Here is a 13,650-nt window from a genome sequence, read left to right on the forward strand (position 1 = left end):
CTTTCCAATCCATTTGATATGAAGCCAACACGATTTATAATTTTCTTCGCTTTTCTGCTGCTGGCGGGCTGTAAGCTCGACATCACCAACCCCAACGGCCCCACCGACGCCCAGGTACTGAGCACCCGCGACGGCATGATTACGCTCAGCATCGGGATGCGGCAATTTTACTCGACCTCCGCGCTCGAATCGCTGCTACTGGCTCCCGGCACCACCACGCGCGAGATCAAGGGCATCACGACCTTTACGAACATTCTGGAGCTGGAAGCGGGGGGTACGGGCCTGCCCACGTTCAACGGGAACGTGCTGGGCCTCTGGCTGCGGATGTTGCGGGTGATGGGCATGGCCGAAGATCTGATCGCCAATGCGCCGACGGTTTTAGCCAGCGAACCCGCCCTGCGTGCCGGAATTATTGCCAACGCTAATCTGTTCAAGGCGATGGCACTCGGCGGACTCGCCACAGCCTTTGAGCAAGTTCCGCTACAAACCAATAGAACCGGTTCCGTAACCTTCTCCGACCGCAAAGCCGCCCTGACCGAAGCCATCCGGCTGCTGGATGAAGCCGCTTCGCTCGTGGCAACCAACCCGCCAACGGCGACCTTCACCACGCAGGTGACAGGCCCCGATTTTGATCTGGTCAACACCATCCAGGCCTACCGGGCGCGGTATAATCTGGCGGCTGGCAATTATCCGGCTGCTCTAGCTGCGGCCAATGCGGTGAATCTGACGGCTCGCTCGCAGTTTGTGTACAACACGCAAAGCCCGAATCCGATTTACCAGCAGGTGCAGATTTCGGCGAACTACGCGCCCCGGGCCACGCTGGGCTTACCGGCCACGCTGCTCGAAGCGGGCGACGGTCGGCTGGCGTTTTACCTGTCGACACCCGATAAAACCGTCAATGGCGAAGCCTTGAAAACACTCAAAGGCTTTTTCGACGCCATCGACCGGCCCATCCCGGTGTACATGCCGGACGAGGTGCGGCTGATTCGGGCGGAAGCCCTGGTGCGCAGCAATGGCGACCTGACGGCGGCCGTGGCCGACATCAACGCCGTTCGGACGCAACGAACCGGTGATCCGTTCGGGGTGTATCCCGGACTGGCTGCTTACGCCGGAGCCGTTACAGCGGAAGCTCTGTTGACGGAGATTTACAAGCAACGCGGAACCGAACTGTTCCTGACCGGGCTGCGGCTCGAAGACAGCCGCCGGTTTGGACGCCCGGCCCCGCCGACCAGCCTGACGGAACGGAACCGGAATTTCTACCCCTATCCTGACCAGGAGCGGTTAACGAATCCCAACACCCCGGCTGATCCGGCGATTTGATGCGAAGATTTGTTTATTTCTACCGGTTTTCAGATTGAAAACCGGTAGAAATAAACCGATTGATCGTTACCAGCCCAAACCGATGACGGCATTGACGCGTAGGGAAAGGCTGGGCTGATTGCTATTTTTGTAAAGGTTAAAAAAAGGCTGACCGGTGTAAATTTGTCTTTCTTTTTCTCGCTTGGGAATGGTTATTTCCGGGCCAACATTCAAATCAATAAAACCCCGTCGCCCGATCCGACGCTGGATTCCCCACATGGCCGAAACCAGTGGGGCGTTGTATGATCCTCCAATGTCATAATTGTCGGTACGCACACTTTCTCCCGTTTTCGTGTCATACCAATGTTGAATGACCCACACGGAAAGCGCTCTGGTGTGTTGCAATCCGATGTAGTTACCCGAAAAATTGTTGGCCGACTTACCTTCCCGTATTCGCTTTGCCATTCCGTAGTAATATCGCAGTCCAACTTTCGCATAGACAAAACCCTGAAATATTTTATCTCTGTCGATGAATTGCCCACCTCCATTGTCGAATGGAACCCCAAACTGGTTGAACCGATTGTACCGAAGCATAAAATCAAACCCCGCCAACACAGAAAAAGAGGGCGTTATTTTCCGTTCCACCGATACGTCTGCATTTAAGCCGATCCGGAAAGACGGTCTTGAAGTATAATCCCGATCTCCGGCGTTGGGCCAGAATCCCAGTTTGAACAAGGTTTTCTCTTCCACATTCGCCCGCGTGATGTACCGGTAAAACCGTTTGAGTTCGCTGGTGGTGATGGTGCTGTCCTCCTGGGAATAGATGGTTTGCTGGGCATAAGTCGAAGACAAACCGCTCAATAAAAGGATATTGAAAAGAAGTATGGATATAGTTTTCATAGGTATCTGGAAGAAAACAGGCTGAGAATCAAGAAACAGATACTAGCCACCGATGATCATTATCGGTACAAGGTCTGGGTAATTTTGAACATATCTCGAGCATTCAGGAAGGCACGCTTTTTCTGTACAGCGGGATCAGTCTGGATTTGTTCATCCAATGATTTTAAAAGCAATTCTTTCGTCGTTCGGATAATTAGGGTTTGCAGTGATAAGGGGCTTTCGTTGCCTGTCTTAAAATAGCAGTGGTAATACGTATTCTGAATGGTTTGAGTGGGCGTATCGCTGGTTGTTAAAACAAGGGTATCGTTGGATAGTTTGTAGGTTCCTCGCTCCAGTCTGACGACTACCAGATTGTTCGACACAACCGAATCTCGGGATCGTTTAACATAAGTACTATCGAAATTAAATGTGTAGGTATTGGCTTCCAGATTTTTAAAATCAGCTAATTGTGCGTTTGTTGGTGCTAAACCTCCTGATTCAAAGGTAAGTCCCGACGTTGTCCAACTTCCCAATAGATCGACCGGATTGGGTTGCCGGTAATCTTCTTCTTTTCTGCAACCAACAAGCACTAGCACCAGACAGCCCACTAATTTGGCAATGGTCGTGATTTTAGCGTTCATAAATAACCGTTTCAAGATAGGTGTAAATAGGATTATGTAACCAGGACCCGTCAGGAGGTTTTGAAAATCACCACCCTAAGCCAATCAAGGCATTAAATTGAAAAGACACCCGATAGGTGGCTTTATAAAAAGGACTGTTATATCTCCCACTATAGCGCGTCAACCGGGGACCAGTATTGATATCAACATAGCCCAAACGTCCTAATCGACGCTGAAACCCCCATAGTAAATCCACGGCAGGTTGATCTAATTCAAACAGGCGCGAAACGTGTTTGGTATTAATAAATCTTGAGGTCTGGAAATCGAAACGACGACCTTTATGGTAAGTCGATATCGGACGACTAAACTGCAACCCAATATAATTTCCAGAAAAATTATTAGCTGATTTCCCTTCCCGAATGCGCCGGGCCATGCCATAATAATAACGCGTTCCAACTTTGGCTTTTATTTGCTGGCTGAAGTCCCAATCCGGAGTTCCATAGGCTTTCGTTCTTGTGTAAAGAACATTGTAATCCACTCCGACAAGGATGGAAAAAGAGGGGTGAACTTTATGTTCTGCCATAATCTCCAGATTAAGGCCTAATTGAGAATTACGGTTATCGTTGGAAAATGGAACGAATGAATTCGGTCGAACTCCAATTTTCAATAGCGTCTTCTCTTCCACATTAGCCCTCGTTACATAGCAAATGAAACGCTGTAATTCACTGGTAGTCAGTTGGCATTCTTCCTGCGAATACGTAACGTTTTGCTCATTAACAGATTGGGCGTAAAGTGAATAAAAGCCCAAGAAAGAGAAAAGTGTAAAGATGATCCGCTTCATACTGTATTGAGATTAATTTCAGGAATTGGTTTTGATTTACTTCGCCAGCGTCACCCCGCCCACGGATGGCTGAATGATCACCGGGCTGTATGAATTCGTTACAGAAATGGTGCCTTTACTACCGTTGGATGCGTATCGAAAACGTCGCCTACTGGCACTCAGGTGTCCGCTGTATAGCTCCGGTACCTGAATCGTCGAAAACGTCGTTTCGATCTCATACTGAAAATCGTCCAGCCGTTTGGGATACAGAAAAACCTCGGTGCGGGCGGCCTGGACGGTCAGGGCTGTTAGACCGGCGACGGGCTGGATGGAGAGTTTGCCATACCGGCTTTGAATGGTGCCGTTGCCGCTCAGATCGCGGAGGGTGATTTCGGCTTTTTCGGCTTTGATGGTGAAAAAACCGCCCAACTCCGTGGCATCGATGTCGCCGTAATCGGAAACCACCGTCGTTTTTCCGTTCAGGTTGGAAATAGAGAGTTTACCAAATTCCACCTTCAAACTCGTGTCGCCGGCCAGATCGCTGAGGCTCACATCGCCGAACGTGTTCTGGAGGCTTATGGCGCAGCGCGTCGGCACCCAGATTTCATAAACCGCCTTCAAATTTCCTTTGATCGCGCCCGCCCGCTGCGGAATCGTGAAGCGGTTGGAAAGGTCGATGACGTTGTTGCGGGTTTGAATGTCGTAGTTCAGGTACCCCAGTTCGCGTTCGGCCACCTCGCGCTCCGGGTGTTTGGCAATCAGTTTCAGCCGTACCAGAACCGTTGTTTTGCTCCAGCCTTTGATCGTAATGTCGGCTTTCTGGGCCGTCAGATTCACGCGCTGGCCGACGCTGTAGGCCAGTTCTTTTTCCACGGTTTTCGTCACCACCTGCAGCCGGGTTTGGGCCAGGGTGGAAATCGTCACGAAAGTCAGTAGAAAAAGCAGCGTTTTCATATCGTTAGAATCCGGACGAGTTCTTTGGTCACCTCGGCGCGTTCGTTTTCAATCTTGATCTGGGCCTGCACCAGCGCCGGATCGTTGCCAAATACCAGCAATTCCTGCTCAACGGCTTCTTTCCGGTTGCTCAGTTCGTTCAGGTGCTGTTTCAGTTCCTTCACTTCCGGTTTCTGACACACGACGGTTTGCTGCGCACACTGCTCGTTGATAAACATTTCAACTTTCTGGTCAGTCGCTGATTGCAGCGGCTCCGACGCCACCGTCAATTCCGTTTCAACGACTTCGGTTTGGTAGCTGATCGTCACTTTTTCGTCCGAAGCCGGTTGCAACACCAGCCAGATTCCCATCACCACTGCAGCGACGGCGGCTGCGGCTGTCCACCGGAACACAGGCTTCCAGAGCGGCCGAACCACCGGTTTTTCCAGTTGCCCGGCAATCTGTTCCCAGACGTCGGCTTTCGGGTCAAAAACCGGCAAGTCGTCCAGCGCCCGGTCGATTGTCGCATCCGCCCGCAAATCCGCGTCGATCCGATCCCACAGATCGGGCCGGGGTTCGTGTTCGGGCAGTTGTTGTAGCGCTTTCGTCCAGTTCATAATCACCTGAATTCGGATAGCTTTTTTCGCAATAATTTCCGGGCATAGCTGACCTGCGATTTGGAGGTCCCTTCCGAGATGTTCAGCATGGCCGCAATCTCGTGGTGTTTATACCCTTCGACTTCCGCCAGCACAAAAACCGCCCTGGCGCCGTCGGGTAACGACCGAATGGCCGCGTCCAAAACCGCCCCCGTTATCGTGTCCGGCACCTCAACGGGCTGATCGTGAAACTGTTCGTCGATGGTTTCAAACCGCCATTCGAGTTGCTGTTTTCGCAGTGCCTGCCGAACCACAATCGTCTTGATCCAGGCTCCCAGCGTCGACTGAAACCGGAACGAGGCCAGGTGCCGGAACACCTCCACAAACGCATCCTGCAAGGCATCGTTGGCGTGATCGGAATCGTTCAGTATTCGCAGGGCCACCGAAAACATCGCCCGTTTATACCGCTCGAACAACAGCCGCTGTGCCATCCGCTGCTCCACAGGCCGATCCCGTCGCAGACAGAAGTCAACGAGTTCACTTTCCGATATATCGGGCGTCAGCGTCAAAGGAGCCAGGCTTGAGTTGAATGTTCAACCTAAAGGGCAGAAAAGAAGGGGAAAGGTTGGAAAGGGAGGAGGAAATAATATTTAACATTTATCATTTTATATTCCTCTTTACATCTCTATCCGTATCACCTGCCCTTTTTCGCTTTCCGTCACCACCAGGCCCAGTCGCCCGGTGGGATCGAAGGCGCAGTTGGTGGGGTTTTCGCCGGGAAGTTCAATGGTGTGCGATAAAACGCCGGTTGGCTTGTAGACTTGCAGGCAACTACCGCCGTAAATAGCTGCGTAGAGCAGATTATCCGGCCCCAGCGTCAGTCCGTCGGGGCCAAAACCATCCGGACCAGTTTCAGCCCAAACCGTCGGATTGATCCAGTTCAGACCAACGGCATCCCAGCGGCCGGCCCAGATGCGCTTGCGGTGGGTTTCGGCCACGAGCAAGGTTCGGCCATTCGGCAAAAAGGCCAGGCCATTGGGGTAAAATAGTTTTTCGGAGATTTTTTTCACCTCGCCCACGGGCGAACACACGCAGACAGAACCGGGTTCGTCGTCGTCGGGCGAACCGGGACAGGTGAAAATCAGGTTGCCTTCCGGATCAAAAATCAGGTCGTTGGGCCAGTTGAGCGGTTCGTCGGCCATGTGATCGACGATGGTTTCGGGTTCCTGACCGGGGTAATTGATGCAACGGATGGCGTGCAGACCCGAATCGCAGAACCAGAGCCGGTCGCGGTCATCGATGTGCAGGCCGTTCGGGCGGCTCCCAATGCCTACGTGAACCCGACCGCTTGTTCCGTCTGGTTTGAGCCAGAACAAGCTGGCTCCCTCCTGCTCGACGCACCAGAGGGTTCCGTCGGAGGTAAAAGCCGGGCCTTCCGGAAATTGCAAGCCGGTGACAATAACATCTCTGTTTTTCATGGTAGGAGCCGTGTTGATGAAATGTATAACTGTTAAACACGAAAACCGCTCATCTGGTTAAAGGTCAATTAGCCGAAGACCAGATCCGTTACCGGAACATTTTACAATATAACCCCGACAGCAAAATTTTCAGTAACTGCAAAAAAGCGCTTCAGGATCTGACTATGCTATCATTAGACGGCTATATTACGGAGTAAGATCTGGCAAAATCAATCTAATAAAGTCGTCTGATCCTCTACACGATTTTTACCGATGCTATTACCATTCAATCCGTAAATCAATCCAGTATACAACTCAAAATTTGTATAAATAACCAAAGAATATTGGGCACTATAATTTTGTCTGAAAATAATTATGAATCAATCTAGATTATTTCTAAAAAAAACATGATTATTTTAACACAAATGCAATAATATATAAATTATACCAATAATATATTAAATTATAACAATATAAACAATGAATTAAATCAAAGAGATTTCAATATTTATGTCTAATTATTAGTGCATAGAGAAGGATTTATGCTTAGCTATATCTCATATCGACAAGCTTAAATCCTGACCAATATATACTTATTGAAGTGATATAATACTCCTAAACCCATCCCATAGTATGTCCGAATTAATTCCACCTTATTTCTGGAATCAAAAAGATATTAAAATCTTTGACGAATCCACCCAACAGCATGATGTAATCCTGATAGATGCAATCCATGCCTGCAATCGATTGGCACAAAAAGTACGGGATCGTCCGTATGATACCGGTCAAAAATCTGGCCCGGCAAGACCATACCCTTTTCAAACCCGCTGCAAACTTCAATGGATTATGGAAACAACCATTTGCGCCTATTTACTGTCTCCTGTGTGGGGTTATCAACAAATCAGTTTCACACGACCGGATCTGGGATCAGCGCTGGAAGTGCTTAATCAGTATGTCCGGGGAGGGGCTTTGCTGTTATCAGCCTCCCTATGCGACCCGGTAAGTTGTATTCACTTACCGGTCGAAGCGTTTGACGGATCGCCCATTCGCTGCCATCTATGGCGATTGGAACAGGAATGGCAGCAATTGATAAACGTATAATGTATATCGTTCAGTCGCCAGCACTTATTTATCTTTTTACTTCTTCTGATTCTCTGTCTAAAAACACCGTAAAAAGCCGAAAAGGCATTTGCGTTTCATCCCATTTGATCAAACCGTATTGAGTGAAAATGACGGCTCGGTTCAGGGCAAAAGCACGGATTTATCAAACTATTCAATGAATTATTTTTAGACTGTAGTTTCTATGTATATCAATAAAGAAGATCTTCAGCAACTCCGTCAAATCGTGCGCGTTGGCACCGAAAAACCCTTCGAAAAGCGATGCCAATGTGTTCTTTATCATTATTATGGGATGAATGTTTCGGAGCTTTCCAAGATTTTTAACGTAGATCAACGGAGTATTTATAACTGGTTAAACCGGTGGAAAAAAAGGGGAATGGCCGGATTGTATGACAAGACGGGGCGGGGATTAAAGCCCAAATTAAACCCGGCCAATCCCCGCCATGTAGAAGCCGTTCAGAAGGCTCTGTCCAAATACCCTCACGATTCGCGGCAGGCTTTGGCAGAACTCAACCGGCAACTTCCGCAACCCGTCAGTCAGAGTACCTTTCTGCGTTTTAAGAATAGAAAATGGGTCTCGACAGGGGCAAAAAACGAATGAAACTGCTTTGTAGGGATTGGTTCTACCAGGGAAATCGCTGTCGGCGACCTTCATTATAAACTCGTCACCGGTTTTTTTCGGAAATTTTTGATCCGGTGAAACGTCAGGAAGTTGGCATCGTGGTTGTTGTGTGCCCCGCCCAAACCGTCGTCGTAGGCCGTTCTGGATAACAAGATGATATTTTTTCCTTCGAACAGCCAGTCGACGTACTGAAAACCGTGTTTGGCAACGTCGGGGTGCTGCAGCACGACTTGCCGCAACTCCCAGGTTTTCAAGTCTTTGGAACTACACAACGCCTGCGTATTCCGCAAGCTGGCGGGATTTTTTCCGGCATTGGCCTGTTTGAATTCCTGCGGAATGTAATTCGTCAGCGTCCAGTAGAGCTTTGATTTGGGATCGTAGCGAATCGTGAATTTCTTGCTGCCGCCGGGGAAGGGAACAAAACCGGTATTGACATCGAACGTGGCGGTTTTGCCATCCGGGCTGATTTTTACAAAAGCGGCTTTTTCATCGAGCGAAGCTTTGTGATCGACGCGAAGAATGTCCAGCATTTCACCGTTCGGACTCAACACCGCATTGCCTTCTATCCAGCCGCCAAAACCGTTGTTCAGGTACGTCGAATCGTGCCGCAACACGTTGCTGCTGGTCCAGTTGGTGGCTTTCATCGGGTCGGCTTCCATCGGCATCGATAGCATGAAAGCGCCGTAGCGTTTGCCCCACTTTTTGATGGGTCCCATCGCGTCTTCCATCGCCCGCCAGAGCCGCCCGTCGTGTTCCAGAAACGGCACCGGGGCGCAGTGGTATTCGCCCGCCAGCAGCAAACCGGTTTCGCCGTCGGTCGGGCTGGTCCAGGTGACGCCGTTGTCGCCGGATTTGCGGATGATCGTGTTACCGTGGTGTTTGTCGGTGCCAAAGAAATACAAACCGTTGCGGTGGACGTAGAGCTTCGACCAGAACTGCCCGTTGATTTCCGCGATCTGCGTCCAGGTTTTGCCCTTGTCGGTCGAGCGGTAAATGCGCGAATTCGGTTTTACGAACTCATTGGATTGGGGGCCGAACAAGTCGTGCGACGCCAGGTAATCGCCATTGGGCAACACACAAAGGCTGGGCGAACCGATGTATAGCCCGGAAGATGCCGGACTGTGGGCAACGATCACTCCCGGCACCCGGGAGAAGTCGGGCGTTTGCCCAACTCCGTTCCCGGGGCTCGAAAAGAAAAGAATGCTATAGAAAAGAAGGGTTTTGATCCTGCTGGTAGTCATATGACAGGAAGAAAAAACCGCCTGTTATTTACTCAACAATTGGGTGGTTTTCGGAATGTCGCGCATCCCATCCCAAACCTGGTGGTTCAGATCGATGATCATGCCCCGTTTGACCAGCGCGTCCTGCAAGTTTTTGACGTTAATTTTCTGAACCGGAAGCCCCTGTTTGCCAGCCATTACGGCCGCCAGCCCCGCACTTTCGCCGAGTTGCATCCAGGTACATTCCAGCCGAATGGAACAAAAACCGACGTGTGAAGTCGACGCACAAACCGGCACCAGCAAATTCGTACATTGCTCTTCTTTGGGCGTAATGATCCGGTACGAAATCTGGTACGGTTTGGCAATCGGTTCCCAAATCCGGCCTTCGTTGACAAACTGGGTTTTCGAGACGGCAACCCGCTGAACGTGGTGACTATCAATCCAGTGTGATCCCAAACAAATCACGTCCGGTTTTGTGCGATCCACCAGAATATCCTTTTGGGTATGGACAAAAGCGCCCACCATCCGCCGGGCTTCCCGCACGTAGAGGTAATACGGAAAATTGCCGTTGTCGGTAAATTCGTCGGCCGCCAAACCATATTCATTCGTTTCGGCACGAAGTTTTTCCGGAACCGCCGGGTCGTTGGCCAGGTAATACATCAGGCCCATCGTCCAGTCTTTGTGATCCTGATAAATCGCTTTTCGCTGGGCATAATCGCCATCCGGATAGTCGACATTTCCGCCAAAGTGACCCAGCGAAATGACGGATTTCTGTTTGTTATTGGTCTCAAACGTTCCGCTCCAGCTCCGCCATTTATACAGGTCGATAATGTCTTCCAATTTGGTTTCAGGCTTGTTTTTGAGTAAGCGTGTCAGCAAAATATAGCGATCAGGACGATAATTTGCAGGTTTGGCGAAGGGCGTCCGATCCGGTTTTTTCGTAAAATTTAGCCGGAAATTATAGTTGATCACCCGTTTGTCAGCCTGACCTTCCGTCAGCGTGCTGCGTTCGACAAAACCGGGCAGCAACTTGCCATTGTCGTCATACGGCGACGCGTCGATCGGCTCATCGATAAACCGCACCCCGGCCAGCGACTCGCCATACTGATCCTTGCTTTCACGCCCATAGGTGTAGGACACCCCGGATTTTGCCATCAAGTCTCCTTCATACGAAGCATCGATAAACGCCTTTCCGGCCACGGTCCGGCCATCGTCCAGCTTGATCGACTCAATAGCCGTACCTTTTTTGGTTACGTTCTCCACAAACCGCTCGTATAAAACCGCCACTTTGGCTTCCTTCAGCATGTCCAGATAGGTTTTTTCAGCCTGCTTCGATTCGAAAAATGCCACCGGGCGGTTTTCGCCGTAAATCTTGCTCGTTGGCCGGAACGGCGACGGGTATTCTTCCGGTTTCGGCAGGGTTTTCAGGTAATACCGACCCAACCGCTGGTAGAATTCCAATGCCAGCCCCGAGAACGTTTCTTCAATCATGTGCTCGGTTTCGGCGGTTCCAATCCCGCTCGTGCTCAGTCCGCCCACGTGTTTGGTTTGCTCAATCAGCAACACCTTTGCTCCTTCCCGGGCTGCGGAAACGGCCGCGATGATGCCGCCGGGTGTACCGCCATAAACCACCACGTCATACGGCGCATCCGAAGCGTTCTGGCATTGGCTTAAAAAAGGGGTAACTAGTACAAAAAGAAGCGTTAAGTACCTCATATACAATTTTTTTATCATCTTATTAAGTAGTAAATCTGTTTGAAATACAGTGTTTAGAAATCTATAAGTTCAGACCCCTCTTCAGACACCTGTCAGGTTTTTAAAACCTGACAGGTGTCTGAAGAGGGGTCTGAACTTATTTCCGTTTGCCTTTCGGTTTGCTAATCGGAGTCGGTGCTGGTGTTTCCATTTTGGGTTTCGGGTTCAAAATCTGATCGACATAGTTCACGGCCGCGGCCCGGGTCAGGCTCTCCGGCGCAGGAGGCAGCGCGTTTGAAGCTGATGCCACCAGCTCGCCCGGTGGCAAAAACGTCGGGTTTCCGGATCGCAGCACCTGAATCAATTGCTGGAACTCCGTCGCCGAAATGGGCGCGTTGGGCCGGAACGCACCGAAGTTGCTGCGCTGACCAAATCCCATGTGTTTCTGCGCATTATACCCACCCGCCTGGGGCCAGCGCGGTTCGACGCCCAACACCTTGAGCGCCCCCCGATCGAACAATGTCTCCACATCCCGGAAAGCGGGGTGACTGAACGGTACATCGGTAAAATGGGAATTGCTCACACTTGGCCACAACTGGAGCGCGCGGGTTAGCAGGGAGGCCGCTTCGGCGCGGGTTAGCAGGGAATCGGGGCGAAAATCGCGGGTGTCGCTGCCCGAAATCCAGCCTTTCAGACTCGCTTTCTGGATGACATCAAAATGCGGATGATCGCTCTGCACATCCCAGTAGAACACCAGCTTGCATTTCTGTTTCAGCAATTCTTCCTGAATCTGCGGCACACTAACCTGCCGTACCGGAACGCCCGTCTGCGCGCTGATGCTGGCGGCAACCCCGGCGGCCTGGCCCAAAACCACCCAGGTCGGGTCCATGCGAATGGACGAAAAGGCAACGTGGGTAGCCGAAAGTGCCACCGGAACCAGCAAACCGTCGATGTTTTTAGGAACGATGGCGCCGTATGGAACCTGAAAAGCCGTCATGGCATTGGCCAGAAAGAAATCCCCTTCGCCCTTGTCCGGTTTCGAAACATCGGTTTTCGGATGCACCGGTTTGGAATCCATCGGGTAATGACCAATCGCGATGCTTGTGGGCTGAAACGGCGGAACAAAGGAATTGCCGAGAATAAACGGGTTGATGTCGGCTTCGGTCATCGTGACTTCGCCTTCGATGCGCCGGGCTTCGCGGATAAAAACCCGGTAGGGAACATTGCCGTTGTCCCTGAATTCATCAGGGGCCAGCCCGAGGTGTTTTTCGCCACGCACGGTTTGCAGGTAGTACAGAAATCCCAGCGCGTGGTTTTTATACACTTCGTAAAGGCGCTGGCGCTCTTGCCGGTTGGCGTCTGGCCAGGGCCAGTTGGCTTCCTGAAGCTCGTTGCCAATCGGGTTGACGTTCATTTCCGACTTTTGCTTCGGCACCGACGGGTTTTTGCCGCTGCCGTAATGCGAATGTTCATACTTGGCCGGATCGTAGCCCGGTGGAGGGGTGGTCAACAAATGGGCGGTTCCCTCCTCCGGTTTAAAGAATTTGACGCAAAGTCGCACCCCCGACGACACAATGCCCGCATCCTGACGGCCCGTGGTTCCCGGCAGTATTTCGCCTGAATCGTTGAAGTAATAAATCTCGCCCGCGTGCGGTTCCAGCGGAGATCGGGGTTCGCGGCCCACGCGGTAGGGAGCCCCCGCCCAGGCCGCAATATCGGCTTCGTGCGTCGCATCGATGATCGTTTTTCCGAGAAACGTAATGGGCTGCTTGTCGTCTGTATCGGTCGTCACGCCCGTCACCCTGTTTTGCTCTTTCAGAACGCCCGTGGCAAACCGGCGGTAGTAAATCTTTAAATTCGGATAGCTGGCGGCCATTTTTTTGAAGATTTCATCGGCCACATGCGGCTCCCAGCGCCCACCGGCTGCGGCTTCATTCGACTGCACCGCCCGCCCGTCGATGTGATTCGACTTTTTCCGGTATTTGAAAAGTGGCGTTTCCATTTCGGCTTTATCGGCCAGATAATGAGCTTTCACCGCGTACCGAAACTCGTCGAAAACCCCGCTGAGCGATTCGTAGGAGAAGCAATCGGCGTTAGAAATCCCGTTGCTGATCATACCGCCCAACGCGGGCGTATCTTCGATCAGCACGACCGAAACGCCGGATCGGGCGGCACCAATGGCAGCACCAATCCCGCCCGAACTACCGCCCACAATCACCACATCATAGGATTCAACCTGTGGGGCTACGGTAGACGGGATGGTGCTGCTGGTCAGTACGATGATGGCTCCGGTGAGGCTCAGAAACCAGCCCAGCCGGACTCTGATTTGCCGGTAAGAATATAGGGTTTTATTCATTTCAAGACGGAATAAAGGGTAAAATGCAATCAGG

The 13,650-nt window shown here is 51.2% G+C and carries 13 protein-coding genes; 3 read left to right on the forward strand and 10 right to left on the reverse strand.

Translation table 11 applies throughout. The features are described from left to right. The first annotated feature begins 18 nt into the window (after nt 1–18). Entirely contained in the window at nt 19–1,320 is a 1,302-nt protein-coding gene (locus DUE52_RS22575) for a RagB/SusD family nutrient uptake outer membrane protein (protein WP_114408318.1), read from the forward strand. Nucleotides 1,321–1,386: 66 nt separating this feature from the next. Here the strand turns inward: DUE52_RS22575 and DUE52_RS22580 are convergent, their stop codons facing one another. The 7 genes from DUE52_RS22580 to DUE52_RS22610 form a co-directional block, all read right to left on the reverse strand. Continuing rightward, on the reverse strand, nt 1,387–2,199 hold the full coding sequence (locus DUE52_RS22580) for a hypothetical protein (RefSeq protein WP_133299914.1): 813 nt from the start codon (nt 2,197–2,199) through the stop codon (nt 1,387–1,389). A 59-nt stretch (nt 2,200–2,258) separates the two neighbouring features. Continuing rightward, nucleotides 2,259–2,819 carry a hypothetical protein gene (locus DUE52_RS22585; RefSeq protein WP_114408320.1) on the reverse strand — a complete coding sequence of 187 codons (561 nt, stop codon included), beginning with the start codon at nt 2,817–2,819 and terminating at the stop codon, nt 2,259–2,261. A gap of 67 nt (nt 2,820–2,886) precedes the next feature. Then, nucleotides 2,887–3,639 (reverse strand): hypothetical protein, encoded by a 753-nt coding sequence (locus DUE52_RS22590; protein WP_114408321.1) that lies wholly within the window; start codon nt 3,637–3,639, stop codon nt 2,887–2,889. A gap of 36 nt (nt 3,640–3,675) precedes the next feature. Further along, nucleotides 3,676–4,572, reverse strand: coding sequence for a DUF4097 family beta strand repeat-containing protein (locus tag DUE52_RS22595; RefSeq protein WP_114408322.1), 897 nt, complete (start codon nt 4,570–4,572; stop codon nt 3,676–3,678). Further along, nucleotides 4,569–5,168 carry a hypothetical protein gene (locus tag DUE52_RS22600; protein ID WP_114408323.1) on the reverse strand — a complete coding sequence of 200 codons (600 nt, stop codon included), beginning with the start codon at nt 5,166–5,168 and terminating at the stop codon, nt 4,569–4,571. Before DUE52_RS22600 ends, DUE52_RS22595 begins: the two co-directional genes overlap by 4 nt. A gap of 2 nt (nt 5,169–5,170) precedes the next feature. Then, nucleotides 5,171–5,716: an RNA polymerase sigma factor gene (locus tag DUE52_RS22605; RefSeq protein ID WP_229312269.1), complete on the reverse strand. Its 546-nt coding sequence runs from the start codon at nt 5,714–5,716 to the stop codon at nt 5,171–5,173. Between the two features lie 108 nt (nt 5,717–5,824). Continuing rightward, on the reverse strand, nt 5,825–6,625 hold the full coding sequence (locus DUE52_RS22610) for an SMP-30/gluconolactonase/LRE family protein (protein ID WP_114408324.1): 801 nt from the start codon (nt 6,623–6,625) through the stop codon (nt 5,825–5,827). A 612-nt stretch (nt 6,626–7,237) separates the two neighbouring features. On the opposite strand from DUE52_RS22610, the gene DUE52_RS32170 reads away from it, so the two are divergent. Together DUE52_RS32170 and DUE52_RS33140 are read left to right on the forward strand one after the other, a co-directional pair. Then, complete coding sequence (locus DUE52_RS32170; RefSeq protein ID WP_133299915.1) at nt 7,238–7,705, forward strand: hypothetical protein; 468 nt, start codon at nt 7,238–7,240, stop codon at nt 7,703–7,705. A 202-nt stretch (nt 7,706–7,907) separates the two neighbouring features. Continuing rightward, nucleotides 7,908–8,324 carry a helix-turn-helix domain-containing protein gene (locus tag DUE52_RS33140; RefSeq protein ID WP_114408326.1) on the forward strand — a complete coding sequence of 139 codons (417 nt, stop codon included), beginning with the start codon at nt 7,908–7,910 and terminating at the stop codon, nt 8,322–8,324. A gap of 53 nt (nt 8,325–8,377) precedes the next feature. Here the strand turns inward: DUE52_RS33140 and DUE52_RS22625 are convergent, their stop codons facing one another. From DUE52_RS22625 to DUE52_RS22635, 3 genes are all read right to left on the reverse strand, one after another. Beyond that, nucleotides 8,378–9,586, reverse strand: coding sequence for a sialidase family protein (locus DUE52_RS22625; protein WP_229312270.1), 1,209 nt, complete (start codon nt 9,584–9,586; stop codon nt 8,378–8,380). A gap of 24 nt (nt 9,587–9,610) precedes the next feature. Then, nucleotides 9,611–11,281 (reverse strand): FAD-dependent oxidoreductase, encoded by a 1,671-nt coding sequence (locus tag DUE52_RS22630; protein WP_114408366.1) that lies wholly within the window; start codon nt 11,279–11,281, stop codon nt 9,611–9,613. 136 nt (nt 11,282–11,417) lie between these two features. Next, nucleotides 11,418–13,616, reverse strand: coding sequence for an FAD-dependent oxidoreductase (locus DUE52_RS22635; RefSeq protein ID WP_165841001.1), 2,199 nt, complete (start codon nt 13,614–13,616; stop codon nt 11,418–11,420). Nucleotides 13,617–13,650 lie beyond the last annotated feature (34 nt).

The sequence above is a fragment of the Larkinella punicea genome, assembly GCF_003334855.1.
GTDB lineage: Bacteria > Bacteroidota > Bacteroidia > Cytophagales > Spirosomataceae > Larkinella > Larkinella punicea.